The organism is Sphingomonas sp., assembly GCF_036269755.1.
In the GTDB taxonomy this organism is placed as follows: Bacteria; Pseudomonadota; Alphaproteobacteria; order Sphingomonadales; family Sphingomonadaceae; genus Sphingomonas.
On sequence record NZ_DATBDV010000012.1, the window covers coordinates 18372 to 34245 of the forward strand.

Consider the following 15874-nt stretch of genomic DNA (forward strand, 5'->3'; position numbering starts at 1 on the left):
GCTAAGCGGCCAGTGACAGGTTGGCGGTGGCGACGCCCGCGTCACGCGCGAAGGCGATCAGGGCTTCGTTGAGCGGCGGGAGCAACTTTCCGCGGCGACTCGTCAAAGCCGAGTTGGTCGGCCGTTTCGCGCGCCAGCCGAGATCCTCACCAGGCACGGGCTCGATCAAGGTCACGTCCAACTCGCAAGCCGCCGCGACCGCGCGCGCGAACTCTGTCCAGCTCACAGCCGTGCCGTTGCTGAGATGCCAAACTCCCGCCTCGCCATCGATTGCCAAGTCGAGGACCGCGTTCGCAAGATGCGGGACGTAGGTCGGCGACACGACGTAATCGGATGCTGCCCGGAATCGCTCGCCGCGGCGAAGCGCCTGGAGGACGGCCCATGCGAAATTGTGCGGGTCGAAAGGCGAGAAGAATGCTGCCGTTCGAACGAGCAGATGCTTGCCGGCAAGCTCGGCGATGCGTTGCTCGGCCGCCACCTTGCTGCGGCCATAGACGTTGAGCGGTGCCGTCATGTCCTGCTCGTCATAGGGCTGCCCGGCGGCGCCGTCGAACACCAGGTCGCTGGAAAAGCTGACGGTAGGAATGTCGCGGGCCGCGCACGCACGCGCTAGCGCGACCGCGCCGTCGGCGTTGGCGGCGAAACATGCCGCCTCTTCCGCCTCCGCATCGTCGACTCGCACCCAGCCGGCGGCGTTGATCACCGCCCATGGTCGATGCCGATCGAGCGCATGGTCGATGCTGGCGTCGCAGTCGAGCGAGAGATCGGCACGCGACGTCAGCGCATAGGCCAGATTGCGGTGCCGGCACGCCTGCGCGATCGCACGGCCAAGGGTGCCCGTTGCGCCGCAAACCAGGATCGGAGGGGCCTTGCCACCGCCGCGTCCCGCCGAAAATCGCCGGGCAACGGGCTCGCCGTGCTGGACGGCGGGATAGAGCAAGCGACAGGGCCGCTCCCACCAGCCGAGCGCTGTGGCGATCGGGCCGGGATCGCCGTCTGACGCCAGGTTCCGCAAGAGTCGCGTCAGCGCCGTCGGGCGGGGCTTTCCGCCGCTGACGTCGAACGCGCCCGGTTCGTAGACGCCGGGGCCCGTCAACAGCGTGTTCCAGCCGCTGCTGCCGAACAATGCCCAGCTGGTGACGGCGCGAAGGTCGATGCCGTCGCGGCTCGCCGCTTGAGCGACCTCCCAAGCGCGTGCCATCCACCGCATCTGCTCGTCGCGCGTGCACCCATTGTGCGCCTCGGTAACGGCGATCGGAATGCGGTATCGCTCCCACGCCTCGCGCAGCGCACCCTCCAGCCCTTGCGGTGCGGGATCGAGCACGCGGATCGCCTCGACATCGACATAGCGCTGACGGCGGTTCCCCCCGGGCTGGAGCGCCGGGTAAAGCTGCACGCGATGATCGAGGAAGCGGTCGCTGGTCAGATAGTGGTTCACGCCGATGACGTCGGGCGGGCAGGGGTCGTCCGCGATCGCGCGCAAGCGGTCGCCGAAGCCGAACGATGCGATCCAGCCGAACAGCGGATGGCCGGGCGTCACGTGACCGCACAGCAAGTCCCATCCGGCCCATCGGCGCAGATTGTCGAACCTTGCCTGATAGTGGAGCGGAGCGGTCGAGTAGGTGCGGCCAAGATCGTCGGTCTGGATCAGCCGTGCGGCGGGATTGACCGCCCGGACTTCGCGCATCGCCAATCGCGTCGCGTCGATTTGATTGAGCAGCGCCAGCCAGAACGAGCGCTCGTCACGGGCGTGGGGATACCAGACGCCGTAGAGTGCCGAAAAGCGCGCGGTGGTGACCGGCTCGTTGACTGGGGTCCAGTCCTCGATCCAGGGGTAGCGCTCGGCGGCCGAGCGCGCGTGGCGCGCCAGCCCCGGGGCAAAGCCCGGATCGAGCAGATTGGTGTAACGCGGCCCGCTGCCGTGATGGATCAGCCCCGCAATGACGCGCAGCTTGTGCTCGGCGAGCCGTGCGAGGCGAGCGTCGGTCCACGGCCAGTCCTCGACGTCGGGGGAGTCCGGCGCGACCCGCTCCCACAAAATCGGATAGCGGGTCGCGGAGAGGCCCAGTTCGGCGATCAGGTCGATATCCGAGAGCCGCTGCTCGTGACCCGTGAGCTTCGATTGGTCCTGCCAGCCGTCCCCGACCCGGTTCACGGTACATTCGACGCCGCCCCAGAGCTCCATCGTGCCGCTCTCCCGTATCGTGGACGAAAAACTCAAGCTGCAGACCGCTCCCAACGAAGCCGAAATGAGTTCGTTTCAATGATTCACATTGATCGAGTTTAGTATCAACGCGTTAGCAGGAACCTGCAGCGGCGGCGCGCCGTTGAGCTGGTTTAACCATCAGCGAGGTATACCCAAATGCAGCAAATCTCTGCCGCAGCGTCATTCACACCGGCCGGCGCGGAAAGGGATGTGGCGACGATTATCTGTTTCAGCCACCTGCGATGGAACTTCGTCTTTCAACGACCTCAGCATTTGATGAGTCGTTTCGCGCGCGACGCTCGGGTCATCTTCTGGGAAGAGCCGACGATCGTCGACGGGCTGGAGTCTGCCGTCCTCGAGATCACGACGTGTCCGGCGACCGGGGTCGAAGTCGCGGTCCCGCAATTGCGTGCGGAGGATGACCGCGGCACCGATCAGCAGGTTCTGCGGCGATTGCTCGACGGTGCGATGGCGGACGCCAGCGGGACGGTAGTGCGCTGGTATTATACGCCGATGATGCTGCCGTTTTCGCAGCACATCCAGGCCGATTGCACCGTCTACGATTGCATGGACGAGCTCGCCAACTTCAAGAACGCGCCGGCCGAGCTGGTTCCGCTCGAACAGCGCCTGCTCGATTGCGCCGATCTGGTCTTCACCGGGGGCTACAGCCTCTATGAGGCGAAGCGCGATCGCCATTCGAGCATCCACCCGTTCCCGTCGGGCGTCGATGTCGAGCACTTTGCTGCGGCGCGCAAAGAGGGCCGAGATCCGGCCGACCAGACGGCGCTGCCGCGTCCGCGCTTCGGCTTCTATGGCGTGGTCGACGAGCGGATGGACCTCGAGCTGCTCGCGGCGCTGGCCGACGCGCGGCCCGATTGGTCGATCGTCATCGTTGGCCCCGTCGTCAAGATCAGCCCCGACGATCTGCCGCAACGCGCCAACCTCCATTTCCTCGGCGGCAAATCCTATGCCGAGTTGCCGAACTATCTGCGCGGCTGGGATGTCGCGTTGATGCCGTTCGCAATCAACGAAGCGACCCGGTTCATCAGCCCGACCAAGACTCCCGAATATCTCGCCGCCGGGCGACCCGTCGTCTCGACGCCGATCAAGGACGTGATCCGCCATTATGGCGAGGTCGAAGCGGTGCGCATTGCCAGCGACGCCGCGTCGTTTGTCGCCGCTTGCGACGAGGCGCTCGAAACGTCGCGCAGTCGCGACTGGTGGCCGGAAGTGGATGCGCTGTTGGCGGAAGGGAGTTGGGACCGGACGCATGGCCGGATGAGCGATCTGATCGAAAGCGTCATCGCCGAAGCGCGCCGCGTTCAGCCGATCGTGTCGCCGTCCAAGCGATCCACCAAAGCCAGCGGTCGCTACGATGTGATGGTGGTCGGTGCCGGGTTCGCCGGCGCGGTGATGGCCGAACGGCTTGCCTCGCAGTCCGGCAAGAAGGTGCTGGTGGTGGATCGCCGCCCGCACATCGCCGGCAATGCGTTCGACCGATACGACGATGCCGGCATCCTGATGCACCAATACGGGCCGCACATCTTTCACACCAACTCGCAACAGATCGTCGACTATCTATCGCAATTCACCGAGTGGCGGACCTACGAGCATCGCGTTCTGGCGGACCTCGGCGACAAGCGCGTGCCGATGCCGATCAACCGCACCACGCTCAACATGCTCTACGATCTCGATCTCAAGACCGATGAGGAGGCGGCGGCGTTTCTCGCGAGCAGGGCCGAGCCGGTCGACGTGGTCCGAAGCTCGGCCGACGTCGTCGTCTCGGCGGTCGGGCGCGAACTCTACGAGACGTTCTTTCAGGGGTATACGCGCAAGCAATGGGGCATCGATCCCAGCGACCTCGACAAGTCGGTGACCGCGCGAGTCCCGACGCGCACCAACACCGACGACCGCTACTTCACCGACACGTTCCAGTGCATGCCGGCCGAGGGCTATACGCGCATGTTCGAGCGCATGCTCGATCACCCCAATATCGATGTGCTGCTGGGCGTCGATTATCTCGAAGCACGCTCGGTCTGGCCGCACGACCATCTGGTGTTCACCGGGCCGATCGACGAATATTTCGGCCATCGCTACGGCAAGCTGCCGTACCGGTCGCTGCGCTTCGATCACCGGACGCTCGACGAGCGCCAGCACCAGGAAGTCGCCGTCGTCAATTACCCGAACGAGGCGGTGCCCTACACGCGAGTCACCGAATACAAGCACCTGACGGGGCAGGACGCCCCGCGCACCAGCGTAACCTACGAATATCCAAGCGATACGGGCGACCCCTATTACCCGATCCCGCGCGAGGAGAATCAGGCGCTGTTCAAGCGCTACGAAGCGCTGGCGCTGGCCGAGCCCGACGTGACCTTCGTCGGCCGGCTGGCGACCTATCGCTACTACAACATGGACCAGGTCGTGGGTCAGGCGTTGGCGGCGTATCGTCGCTTGAGCAACGATCTAAAGGTGCCGGAGGTGCCATCCAAACAGCTTGCGGCGGCGGCTGCCTAGTCCGGGCAGCCGAGCGGACGCTGAGTCAAATCTGAAGCCAATGGAGAACGTGATGACCGAAACACTCGAACGTAACCCTGTCGTTCGCGACCTCTTCGTCGTCGGACTGCGCAACGCGCATGCCGTCGAGCATCAGGCGCTCGCCCTGATGGACCGCCAGATCGACCATCTCAGTCATTATCCCGAAGTGGCGCAGCGGCTGAAGGCGCATCGGCGCGAGACCGAAGGCCAGATCGAACGGCTGGACCAGATCCTTCACGGGTTCGATGAGAGCGCGTCGGCGCTGAAGGACACCGCGCTAGGCCTGGTCGGCAACCTCGCCGCGCTCGGCCACGTATTTGCACCCGACGAGATCCTCAAGAACAGCTTCGCCAATTTCGCCTTCGAGAATTTCGAGGTGGCGAGCTACAAGTCGCTCATCACGATGGGCGAAAGCGGCGGCTTCGGCGACGCCTTGCCGTTGCTTCAGCAGACGCTGGATGAGGAACTGGCGATGGCGCGGTTCTGCGACGAGAGCCTGCCGGCGATCACTCGCAAGTATATGGAGCTGCGTCAGCAAGGCGAGACCGCGAGCCACTAGACCGGTCGAAGGGCTGCGGGTTATCGTATAGCTCGCAGCCAGCTCGCGAGTTGGCCTATGCCGACCAAGCGGGCGAGAGGACCGAGCATGCATCGCTATCACGTGTTCGAGACGGCGCACGGCTTTGCCGCGGTCGGCTGGAGCGCGCGGGGCGTGAACGCTTTTCGGTTGCCGGCCGCAACGCCGGCGGAGGCCGAACGCGCGTTGCTGCGGCGCTTGCCCGATGCGGTGCGCAGCGACCCGCCTGCCGAGATTGCGGGCCTGATCGCGGCGGCGCAGCGATATTTTTCCGGCGAGCGGATCGATTTCAACGCGACCCCGATCGATCTCGGCGAGCAGTCGCCGTTCTTCACGCGCGTTTACGCTGCGGTGCGCGCGCTCGGATGGGGCGAGAGCACGACCTACGGCGCGGTCGCCAAGCAGCTCGGCGCGGGCCCCGAATTCGCGCGCGACGTCGGGCAGGCGATGGCGGCGAACCCGATCCCGCTGATCGTGCCGTGCCACCGTGTGCTCGCCGCGGGCGGGAAGGTTGGCGGCTTTTCGGCACCGGGCGGATCGGTTGCGAAGGCGCGGATGCTGGCGCTGGAGGGGGTCGAAACATCGAAGGCACCCACGCCACCACCGCAATCGCCACAGCAGTCGTTTGGATTCTGAACGCGGCTTGCCGCGCTGCAGCGTTGCGCCTAGACGCGGCCCTGTGACGGGTTCGCCGCAAGGCGAAGCAAGAGGGAAGTCCGGTGTCAGGCCGGCGCTGCCCCCGCAACTGTGACCGGATAGCGGTCGCGCCATTTGCCACTGGCCCTCGGGCTGGGAAGGCGGCGCGAAAGCGACGACCCGGGAGCCAGGAGACCTGCCCGCCACGGTCGATCCTTCGCGCGGACGGGGTGTGCCGAGCGGACGAGGGGCGCACCCTCGCGTGAACGACATGAACCGGGCCGGAGGCCGGGTGTCATGTTGGCATCCCGGTCGATGGCCCCTCGAAGGGGTCATGTCTCAATGTTGAAGCAATCCATCCTCGCATCGTCGGCGCTCGCCGCGATCGTCCTGGCTGCGCCCGCCGCCGCGCAAACCGCGCCGGCCGATGACTGTGACGCGCATCCGGAAAACTGTATCGTCTTCGCCGATCAGCGCATCGCGCCCGACATCATCGTCTCGTCCGGCGCGCCGCAATATGCGGAAAATATCGGCCAGGCGGTAACGCTGATCGACCGCGCGACGCTCGATCAGCGCCAGACGGTGGTGCTGGCCGATCTGCTCGCGACCACGCCGGGCGTCACCGTCACGCGCAACGGCGGGATCGGCGGGTTCAGCGCGGTACGCATCCGCGGCGCGGAGGGCGAGCAGACGCTGACGCTGATCGATGGGGTTCGAGTCAACGACCCGTCGTCGCCGGGCGGCGGGTTCGACTTCGCCAATTTGCTGTCGGGGTCGATCGATCGAGTCGAGATATTGCGCGGCCCCAATTCGGTGCCGTGGGGCAGTCAGGCGATCGGCGGCGTGGTCAACGTCATCACGCTTCAGCCGAGCAATGGCCTACAAGCGCGCGGCAATGCCGAATATGGCAGCTTCAACTCGGTGTTCGCGAATGCCGGCGTGTCGGGCAAGACCGGCATCGTGTCGGGCGCGCTGACCGCGGGGTATCTGCGAACCGAGGGCATCTCCGCGGCGGCTAGCGGGACCGAGCCCGACGGCTATCGCCAATATGGCGCGACCGGCCGCGTCCAAGTAGCGATCAGCGATGCCGTCAGCCTCGAGCTGCGCGGCTATTACGCCGACAGCCGAGTCGAAAGCGACGGGTTCGACTTTAACCCGCCGTTCCTGCCGGTCGACGACGGCGAATATGCCAAGGCTCGAGAAGCCTATGGCTATGCCGCGCTCGACGTCCGGCTCGGCCGCCTGCGGAACCGCGTGGCTTTCACGATCGCCGATATCGACCGCGACAATTTCGACCCCGCCGCGGGTTCGACGCCGATCTTCTTCGCGCGCGGGCGAAGCGAGCGATACGAATATCTGGGCGATTGGCGCGCGAGCGATGCGGTGCGGCTGGTCGGCGGCGCCGAGCGCGAGGACACGCGCTTCACGGACGGTATGGTCAAGCCGACGCGCGGCGTCACCAGTGTCTATGGCGAGGCGATTGTGTCGCCCGCCGAACGCCTGACGCTCACCGGGGGTGTGCGTTACGACGATGACTCTGCCTATGGCGGGCACACGACGTGGGGGGGCAACGCGGTGTACGCGCTGCCGACCGCCACCACGTTCCGCGCGAGCTATGCCCAAGGATTCAAGGCGCCGACGCTCTACCAGCTCTATGGCCCTTTCGGGCTCGGCAATCCGAACCTCCGGCCGGAAATTGCGCGAAGCTACGATGTCGGCATCGAACAAAAGCTGCTCGCCGATCGAGTGACCGCCGGCGTGACCTGGTTCCAGCGCGACACGCGCGACCAGATCGACTTCGACCTCGGTACCTTCACCTACGGCAATATCCTGCGCGCCCGCGCGCAAGGCGTCGAGTTCGCTCTGGCCGTCCGGCCATCGGACAGGCTGACGTTGAGCGCGTCGTACAGCTTCATCGGTTCGAAGAACCGAGGGCCCGCGGACGTCAATTTCGGCAAAGACCTGGCGCGCCGCCCGCGCCAGTCGGCGAGTGCGTCGGTCGATTGGAAGACGCCGATCGGGCTCAGCGTCGGCAGCACCGTCTTGATGGTCGGGGACAGCTTCGACGATGCCGGCAATTTCAACCGGCTCGACGGGTATGTCGTGGCGGGGGTGCGCGCGGAAATGCCGATCGGGAACAAGTTCGCGCTCTACGGCCGAGTCGATAATCTGTTCGACGCGAACTATCAGGTCGTGCGCGGTTACGGCACGCCGGGCCGGGCGGCCTATGGCGGCATGCGTGTGAGGTTCGATTGAGGGCCGCCATTGCCTTGCTTGCGCTGGCGTTGGGAGGCTGCGGACAACCGCGGCCCCTCACAACCGGCGGAATCGTGTCGACCAATCCCTGCGCCGACCAGCTGCTGATCGCGCTGGCGCCGCCCCGGCGGATCGCGGCGATCAGCCATTATTCGCAGGAAGCCGACGAAAGCTCGATCCCGCTCGATGTTGCGCGGCGGTATCGCGGGATTGCCGGCACCGCCGAGGAAGTGATTGCGCTCAAGCCCGACCTCGTGCTGGCATCGAGCTTCACGCCAAACGACACGTTGGCGGCGTATCGGCGGCTGGGGCTCAAGGTGCTGCTGCTCGATTCGCCGACGACGATCGCCGCGAGTCGCGAGCAGATTCGCACTGTCGCTGCCGCGCTCGGTGAGAGGGTTGCCGGCGACGCGCTGATCGCGCGGATCGACGGCGCCGTGGCGGCCGCCGCACCCAAGGGCGCCGCGCGGCCCAGCGCCTTGCTGTTCATCTCGGGCAATCTCGCCAGTGGCGGACCGACCCTGCTCGGCGAGATGTTGGGTCGGGCAGGGTTCGGCGATAGCGGGCGAGCGTTCGGGCTGACGCAATCCACGCCGCTGTCGGTCGAGCGCCTGCTTGCCCATCCGCCCCAGGTCATCCTCGACCCGGATCCGGGCAGCCGCACCGCGAGCCTGCGGCGTGAAATTCTCGGCAAGGCGGGATATCGCGTCGTCGAAGCGCGCTTCCCGCGCGCGCTGATCAATTGCGGCGGGCCGACGATCGCCGATGCGATGACTCGGCTGGCCGCGATCCGTGCCAAGGTGGTGCGATGAGCCGCGCGGTTCGCCTGGCCCTGCTGTTCGCGCTGACCGTCGCGGCGTTCGCGCTGTCGCTCGCCGCGGGCAAGCAATGGCTGCCATGGGGTGCCTGGACGGGACACGATCCACGTTGGGCTATCATCGTGGAGTTGCGGGTGCCGCGCGCGGTGCTCGGTGCGTTGCTCGGCGGCGCGCTCGGGCTGTCGGGGGCGGTGCTGCAGGGATATGTCCGCAATCCGCTCGCCGACCCAACGGTAATCGGGGTGTCGTCGTGCGCGGCGCTCGGCGCGGTCGCGTCGATCGTGCTTGGCTTGGGCGGGGCAGGGCTCGGCCAGTTCGGCTGGGCGATGGCGGGGGCAGGGGGCGCGATGGCGTTGCTCGCATTGCTCACCGCGCGCGGCGAGAGCCCGGTGGGGTTCGTGCTGGCGGGGACGGTGCTCGCCAGTCTGGCGGGGGCGCTGACCGCGTTCCTGATCTCGATCGCGCCCAATCCCTATGCGGTCGCCGAAGCGATCGACTGGCTGATGGGCGCGCTGACCGATCGCGGCACCGACGACGTGCTGCTCGCCGCGCCGTTCATCGCGGGCGGGGCGTTGCTGTTGCTGACGACGGGGCGAGCGCTCGATGCGCTGGCGTTGGGTGAGGATGCCGCGCGGTCGCTGGGGGTGAGTCTGACGCGGTTGCGCTGGACGATCGTGCTTGGCACGGGATTGGCCGTCGGCGCGGGGGTGGCCGTGACCGGAGTCGTCGGGTTCGTCGGGCTGGTGGTGCCGCATTTGCTACGTCCGATATTTGGGGCGCGGCCCTCGGCGCTGTTGGTGCCAAGCGCGCTCGGCGGCGCGGCGCTGACGCTGGTCGCGGATAGCCTGTGCCGGCTCGCGCCCGGCGCGGGGGAGGTGCGGCTCGGCGTGGTGATGGCGCTGATTGGCGCCCCATTCTTTCTGGGGCTGCTGTTTCGCGAAGGCACGCGGCAATGGCGCTGAGCCTCGACCAGGTGACGCTCGATCTCGGGCCGCAGCGCGTGCTTGACGGCGTGAGCTTGAGCATCGCACCCGGCCGCGTGACCGTGATCCTCGGCCCCAACGGCGCGGGCAAGACCAGCCTGTTGCGCGCGATGGCCGGGCTGGTGCGGCCGAGCACGGGCAATGTCGCGATCGACGGCGAGGATATCGCCGCAATGGCCACTCGCGACCGCGCGCGGACGATCGGCTACCTGCCGCAGCAGAGTGAGGTCGTCTGGAACATGGGTGCGCGCGATGTCGTCGCGCTCGGCCGCCTGCCTCATCGTTCCGGCGTTGTGGCGGACGAGGCGGCGATCGCGAATGCGTTGGCCGCCACGGACAGCGCAGCGCTCGCCGACCGGCGCATCGGCGAACTGTCCGGGGGCGAGCGCGCGCGCATCCTGCTTGCGCGCGTGCTGGCGGGAGAGCCGCGCTGGCTGCTCGCCGACGAACCGCTGGCGAGCCTCGACCCGGCCCACCAGCTCGACTTGCTCGATCGCCTCCGTGCCGTCGCGCGGGGCGGGGCCGGGGTGGCGGTGGTGCTCCACAACCTCGCGCAAGCCGCGCGAGTCGCCGACGATGCGGTGCTGATGGCGGGCGGGCGAGTCGTCGCCGCCGGCCCCGCGCCCGACATCCTCACGCCCGACCGGCTCGGCGAGCTGTTCGGTGTGCGGCTGGTCGCCGTGCCCGGTCACCCGATCTGCATACCGGTCGACCGCCGTTGACCGCGCGAGACTATTGAATCAGGCGCAATTAAATTACAGATGCTCGGCAGAGCCGGCCCCTCCCCGGCAGGAGATTTTCATGCGTATCATCGATCATCATATCGTCGGCCATCAGGGCGGCGCGGGCGGCCGCACGTCGGACGTGTTCGACCCCAACACCGGCAAGGTCCAGGCGAGTGTCAACCTCGGCACACAGGCCGATCTCGACCGTGCAGTGGTGGCGGCGCAGGCGGCGCAGCGCGAATGGGCGGCGACCAACCCACAGCGCCGTGCGCGCGTGATGTTCGCGTTCAAGGCTTTGGTCGAGGCGAACATGGAGGAACTCGCGCATCTCCTGGCGTCCGAGCACGGCAAGGTCGTCGCCGACGCGCGCGGTGACGTTCAGCGCGGGCTTGACGTGGTCGAATTCGCCGCCGGCATTCCGCACGCGCTCAAGGGCGAATACACGCATGGCGCCGGCCCCGGCATCGACGTCTATTCGATGCGCCAGCCGCTCGGTGTGGTCGCCGGCATCACCCCGTTCAACTTCCCGGCGATGATCCCGTTGTGGATGTCCGCGGTGGCGATGGCGTGCGGCAACGCGTTCATCCTCAAGCCCAGTGAGCGCGACCCGTCGGTGCCGGTCCGCTTCGCCGAATTGTTCCTTGAGGCGGGGCTGCCCGAAGGCATCTTCCAGGTCGTTCATGGCGATAAGGAAATGGTCGACGCGATCCTCGACCATCCGGCGATTTCGGCGGTCAGCTTCGTCGGGTCGAGCGATATCGCGCAGTATGTCTATTCGCGCGGCGTCGCGGCGGGCAAGCGAGTCCAGGCGATGGGCGGCGCCAAGAACCACGGCATCGTCATGCCCGATGCCGATCTCGACCAAGTCGTCGCCGACCTCGCGGGCGCTGCGTTCGGATCGGCCGGTGAGCGTTGCATGGCGCTCCCGGTGGTAGTTCCCGTCGGCGACAAGACCGCCAATGCCTTGCGCGAAAAGCTCATCCCGGCGATCGACGCGCTTCGGGTCGGCGTGTCGACCGATGCCGAGGCGCATTACGGCCCGGTGGTCAACGCCGCGCACAAGCAGCGGGTCGAAAACTGGATCCAGAAGGGGCTCGACGAGGGCGCCGAACTAGTGGTCGACGGACGCGGCTTCAAATTGCAGGGCCATGAGGAAGGCTTCTTCATCGGCCCGTCGCTGTTCGACCATGTCACCCCCGACATGGAATCGTACAAGGAAGAGATTTTCGGCCCCGTCCTACAGATCGTCCGCGCGCCCGATTTCGAGACCGCGGTGCGCCTTCCGAGCGACCACCAATACGGCAACGGCGTCGCGATCTTCACTCGCAACGGCCACGCCGCGCGTGAGTTCGCGGCGCGAGTTAATGTCGGGATGGTCGGGATCAACGTGCCGATCCCGGTGCCGGTCGCGTACCATTCGTTCGGCGGGTGGAAGCGTTCGGGGTTTGGCGACATCGACCAGCACGGCATGGAAGGCGTTCGCTTCTGGACCAAGAACAAGAAGGTGACGCAACGCTGGCCCGATGGGGGCGTCGGCGATGGCGCCAACGCCTTCGTCATCCCGACGATGGGTTAGGGCGATGCCGGTCACAACGGAGATCGCGGATTACGTGCTCGGCTTCGACGGCGACCGGCGCCTCGTCACGATATATGCGACCGGCTTCTGGGATCGCGCGCTGCTCGACCGTTTCGCCGCCGCGCTTGTGACCAAGCTGCGTTCGGTCGCCGACGAGGGGCGTCCGTTTGGCGTGTTGGCGGATGCCACCAACTTTCCGGTGCAGTCGATCCCGATCAGTCTGGGGTTCATGGATATCGTGCGCGGGCTGGACAAGGACTTGCTGGTGCCGACCGCGGTACTGACCAAAAGTGTGCTGCTGCGATTGCAGGCGCTCCGCGTGTTCGTCGCGCCGCACATCCGGATCTTCGGCGACGCCGGCGCGGCGCATGCCTGGCTGGCGGATCGGATCGGCGATGGCCAGTGACAAGATAGGCCACGCTTCCCCTTGGCGTAACACGCGTCGCGCGTTTATGGCCGAACGGCCAGATCGGGAGTTATCTATGAACCGCCTCTTTGTCCTCGCCGTCGCGGCGCTGGCGATCGCTGCGTGCCATTCCGGGCAAGCGCCGGCACCGGCCAACGAGGCCGCCGCCAACATCACCACGCTCGACACCAACGCGATGCCCGACGACGCCAACATCACCGACGTCCCCGCCGATGACGGCGACGCGCCGGGGGGCACCAACGCGCAATGACCAACCAGTTCGACCTGACCGACGACCAGCGCGAGATTCAAGAGCTCGCGCGGCGGTTCACCGCGGATCGCATCACGCCATTCGCGGGGGAGTGGGACGAGAACAACCATTACCCGGTCGACGTGTGGAAGGCCGCGGGCGAGCTCGGTTTCGGCGCGATCTATGTCGCCCAGGAATCGGGCGGGATCGGGCTCGGGCGTTTGGAAGCCGCGTTGATAATGGAGGCGATGGCCTATGGCTGCCCCGCGACCAGCGCGTACATCTCGATTCACAACATGGCGACGTGGATGATCGACCGCTTCGGCGGGCAGGAGATCAAGGACCGCTTCCTCCCCGACCTCGTCAGCATGGACAAGGTCGCGAGCTATTGCCTGACCGAGCCCGGATCGGGATCGGACGCCGCGGCGCTCAAGACCAGCGCGAAGTTGGACGGCGACCATTACCTGCTCAACGGCACCAAGCAGTTTATCTCGGGCGCCGGGTATAACGACATCTACGTCTGCATGGTGCGGACGTCGGAGGAGAAGTCGAAGGGCGTTTCGTGTCTGGTGATCGAGAAAGGCACCCCCGGTTTGTCGTTCGGCGCGCCCGAAAAGAAGCTCGGCTGGAACGCGAGCCCGACCGCGCAGGTGATCTTCGAGGATTGCCGTGTGCCCGTCGAGAACCGTGTCGGCGCCGAGGGCGACGGGTTCCGCTTCGCGATGGCGGGATTGGACGGCGGGCGGCTCAATATCGGAGCCTGCTCGCTTGGCGGCGCGCAGCGCTGCCTCGATGAATCGGTGAAGTACACCAAGGAGCGCCAGCAGTTCGGTTCGCCGATTGCCGATTTCCAGAACACCCAATTCACGCTCGCCGATATGGCGACCGATTTGGAAGCGGCGCGCGCGTTGCTCTACCTCGCGGCGGCCAAGGTGACCGCGAATGCGCCCGACAAGTCGCGGTTCTCGGCGATGGCGAAGCGGCTCGCGACCGACAATGGCAGCTCGATCGTCGACCGCGCTCTCCAGCTTCACGGCGGCTATGGCTATCTCCGCGATTATCCGATCGAGCGTTTCTGGCGAGACTTGCGCGTCCATTCGATCCTGGAGGGCACTAACCAGGTGATGCGGATGATCGTCGGCCGGGACTTGACTCGGCAGTGACGGATAGCGTGACCGAGCAGTCTCCCACCGCACTCTGGCAGGACGCGCTGGCCAACATCACCAACGCGATGACGCAGGCGGCGCGCGCGCCGATCAAGGCGGAGGCGACTCGGCCGTACGATCCGCTGGCGTTGATGAACACGATGACCAAGTTCGCGATCGGGCTCGGTCAGCATCCGCAGCAATTGCTTCAGGTGCAGTTGCAGGCGGCGCGCGAGTGGGGCGATTTCTGGTCGGCGGCGTTCCTGCCCAAACCGGATTCGGAGAAGTCGCGCGACCGCCGCTTCGCTTCGTCCGAATGGGAGTCGAACCCCTATTTCCGTAACATTCGCGATGCCTATTTGCTCGCGTCGAAGCAGATTCGCAGCGTCGCAGAGGTGGCGGAGAAGGGCGATGCGCCGAGCGCTGCGATGATCGGTTTCCTGGTTGATCAGTATCTCAACGCGATCGCACCGACCAATTTCGCAATGACCAATCCCGATGTGGTGAAGCGCACGGTCGAGACGGGCGGCGCCAACCTCGCGCAGGGCTTCGCGCATTTGATCGAGGACGTCGCCGGAGGAAAAGGCATCGTCCGCCGCCGCACCGATCCGCGCGCGTTCGAAAAGGGCAAGACGATCGCCGCGACGCCGGGATCGGTCGTGTTCCAGAACCATCTGTTTCAGCTGATCCAGTACGATCCGGCGACCAAGGATGTGGCGGCCGAGCCTTTGCTCTACGTCCCGCCGCTGGTCAACAAATTCTACATGATCGACCTCCAGCCCAAATCGAGCCTGGTCAAATGGCTGGTCGATCAGGGGCGGACGGTGTTCGTCATCTCGTGGATCAACCCCGACGAACGCCATCGCGACTGCGGGGTCGAACAATATGTGCTCGACGGCATCGTCGAAGCGATCGGCGCGGCGCGCAAGGCGAGTGGCGCGAAGCAGGTCGACCTGTTCAGCTTCTGCCTTGGCGGGACTTTGGTCGCGGTGACGCTGGCCTGGCTGCAGGCAAAGGGCCGCGCCGGTGAGGTCAACACCGCAACTTTGATCGGCAGCATGGTCGATTTCGCCGACATGAACGACTGGGCGGCGTTCGTTCACGAAGCGCATCTCGAGGCGCTCGAAGGCCATCTCGAGCGGCAGGGGTTCATCGATTCGACCGAGCTTCAGCAATTATTCGCGACGGTGCGCTCGAACGACCTGATCTGGTCGTCGGTGATCAACCATTACCTGCTCGACAAGGCCGCACCACCGAGCGACCTGCTTTACTGGTTCGAGGACGGCGCGCGAATCCCGCAGGCGTTCCTGAAGAGCTACAATCGTGGTTTGCTGGCCGCCAACGCGCTCAAGGAAAAGACCGGTTTCGCGGTTGGCGGGGTCGAGATCGATCTTTCCGACGTCAAGACCCCCATCTTTCTGATCGCGCTCAAGGACGACCATGTCTCGGCTTGGAGCGCGGTGTACGACGGCGGCAAGCTGTTCGGCGGGCCTGTGACGTTCGCGCTCGGCGGGTCGGGGCACAATGCCGGGGTGATCAATCCGCCCGCGGCGAACAAGCATGGGTTTTGGACCAGCGATGCCAAGCCCGAGCACGCCGAGGACTGGCTGGCCGGCGCCACGAAGAACGAAGGGTCGTGGTGGCCGACCTGGGACAAGTGGCTGGCCGAGCAGGGCTCAGGCAAGCGCGTCCCCGCCCGCACTCCCGCCGACGCGATCGAGCTGGCGCCGGGCAGCTACGTTTCCATCACGCACTAAGGGG

Annotated in this window: 13 protein-coding genes and 1 riboswitch; of the genes, 12 read left to right on the plus strand and 1 reads right to left on the minus strand. The window is 66.3% G+C overall.

The annotated features are described in order from the left end of the window. Position 1: 1 nt before the first annotated feature. Positions 2–2185 (minus strand): sugar nucleotide-binding protein, encoded by a 2184-nt coding sequence (locus tag VH326_RS09070; RefSeq protein ID WP_329631495.1) that lies wholly within the window; start codon positions 2183–2185, stop codon positions 2–4. 297 nt (positions 2186–2482) lie between these two features. Here VH326_RS09070 and glf point away from each other — a divergent pair, with 297 nt between their 5' ends. The 12 genes from glf to VH326_RS09130 all read left to right on the plus strand — a co-directional run bounded on the left by glf (position 2483) and on the right by VH326_RS09130 (position 15870). Then, a complete protein-coding gene (gene glf, locus VH326_RS09075) occupies positions 2483–4720 on the plus strand; it encodes a UDP-galactopyranose mutase (protein WP_329631496.1) in 2238 nt (745 codons plus the stop codon). Between the two features lie 52 nt (positions 4721–4772). Then, positions 4773–5300, plus strand: coding sequence for a ferritin-like domain-containing protein (locus VH326_RS09080; RefSeq protein ID WP_329631497.1), 528 nt, complete (start codon positions 4773–4775; stop codon positions 5298–5300). 87 nt (positions 5301–5387) lie between these two features. Further along, the gene (locus VH326_RS09085; protein WP_329631498.1) at positions 5388–5954 is read left to right on the plus strand and encodes a methylated-DNA--[protein]-cysteine S-methyltransferase; all 567 of its coding nucleotides are present in this window, start codon (positions 5388–5390) and stop codon (positions 5952–5954) included. A gap of 31 nt (positions 5955–5985) precedes the next feature. After that, positions 5986–6172: riboswitch (cobalamin riboswitch) on the plus strand. A 124-nt stretch (positions 6173–6296) separates the two neighbouring features. Beyond that, positions 6297–8210, plus strand: coding sequence for a TonB-dependent receptor plug domain-containing protein (locus tag VH326_RS09090; protein ID WP_329631499.1), 1914 nt, complete (start codon positions 6297–6299; stop codon positions 8208–8210). 74 nt (positions 8211–8284) lie between these two features. Continuing rightward, on the plus strand, positions 8285–9022 hold the full coding sequence (locus tag VH326_RS09095; protein WP_329631500.1) for an ABC transporter substrate-binding protein: 738 nt from the start codon (positions 8285–8287) through the stop codon (positions 9020–9022). Then, the gene (locus VH326_RS09100; RefSeq protein ID WP_329631501.1) at positions 9019–9990 is read left to right on the plus strand and encodes an iron ABC transporter permease; all 972 of its coding nucleotides are present in this window, start codon (positions 9019–9021) and stop codon (positions 9988–9990) included. The genes VH326_RS09095 and VH326_RS09100 overlap by 4 nt, the downstream gene beginning before the upstream one ends. After that, entirely contained in the window at positions 9981–10733 is a 753-nt protein-coding gene (locus VH326_RS09105) for an ABC transporter ATP-binding protein (RefSeq protein WP_329631502.1), read from the plus strand. Before VH326_RS09100 ends, VH326_RS09105 begins: the two co-directional genes overlap by 10 nt. A 79-nt stretch (positions 10734–10812) precedes the next feature. Continuing rightward, positions 10813–12312, plus strand: coding sequence for a CoA-acylating methylmalonate-semialdehyde dehydrogenase (locus tag VH326_RS09110; protein ID WP_329631503.1), 1500 nt, complete (start codon positions 10813–10815; stop codon positions 12310–12312). A gap of 4 nt (positions 12313–12316) precedes the next feature. Next, complete coding sequence (locus tag VH326_RS09115) at positions 12317–12718, plus strand: hypothetical protein (protein ID WP_329631504.1); 402 nt, start codon at positions 12317–12319, stop codon at positions 12716–12718. A 76-nt stretch (positions 12719–12794) separates the two neighbouring features. Continuing rightward, positions 12795–12989 carry a hypothetical protein gene (locus VH326_RS09120; protein ID WP_329631505.1) on the plus strand — a complete coding sequence of 65 codons (195 nt, stop codon included), beginning with the start codon at positions 12795–12797 and terminating at the stop codon, positions 12987–12989. Beyond that, a complete protein-coding gene (locus VH326_RS09125) occupies positions 12986–14131 on the plus strand; it encodes an acyl-CoA dehydrogenase family protein (protein WP_329631506.1) in 1146 nt (381 codons plus the stop codon). The genes VH326_RS09120 and VH326_RS09125 overlap by 4 nt, the downstream gene beginning before the upstream one ends. Further along, positions 14128–15870, plus strand: a complete 1743-nt coding sequence (locus VH326_RS09130; RefSeq protein ID WP_329631507.1) for a hypothetical protein — start codon at positions 14128–14130, stop codon at positions 15868–15870. Before VH326_RS09125 ends, VH326_RS09130 begins: the two co-directional genes overlap by 4 nt. Positions 15871–15874: the final 4 nt, after the last annotated feature.

Coding starts and splice junctions, on each gene's coding strand:
- VH326_RS09070 (WP_329631495.1), bottom strand. CDS start 2,185: ATGGAGCTCTGGGGCGGCGTCGAATGTACCGTGAACCGGGTCGGGGAC.
- glf (WP_329631496.1), top strand. CDS start 2,483: ATGAGTCGTTTCGCGCGCGACGCTCGGGTCATCTTCTGGGAAGAGCCG.
- VH326_RS09080 (WP_329631497.1), top strand. CDS start 4,773: ATGACCGAAACACTCGAACGTAACCCTGTCGTTCGCGACCTCTTCGTC.
- VH326_RS09085 (WP_329631498.1), top strand. CDS start 5,388: ATGCATCGCTATCACGTGTTCGAGACGGCGCACGGCTTTGCCGCGGTC.
- VH326_RS09090 (WP_329631499.1), top strand. CDS start 6,297: ATGTTGAAGCAATCCATCCTCGCATCGTCGGCGCTCGCCGCGATCGTC.
- VH326_RS09100 (WP_329631501.1), top strand. CDS start 9,019: ATGAGCCGCGCGGTTCGCCTGGCCCTGCTGTTCGCGCTGACCGTCGCG.
- VH326_RS09105 (WP_329631502.1), top strand. CDS start 9,981: ATGGCGCTGAGCCTCGACCAGGTGACGCTCGATCTCGGGCCGCAGCGC.
- VH326_RS09110 (WP_329631503.1), top strand. CDS start 10,813: ATGCGTATCATCGATCATCATATCGTCGGCCATCAGGGCGGCGCGGGC.
- VH326_RS09115 (WP_329631504.1), top strand. CDS start 12,317: ATGCCGGTCACAACGGAGATCGCGGATTACGTGCTCGGCTTCGACGGC.
- VH326_RS09120 (WP_329631505.1), top strand. CDS start 12,795: ATGAACCGCCTCTTTGTCCTCGCCGTCGCGGCGCTGGCGATCGCTGCG.
- VH326_RS09125 (WP_329631506.1), top strand. CDS start 12,986: ATGACCAACCAGTTCGACCTGACCGACGACCAGCGCGAGATTCAAGAG.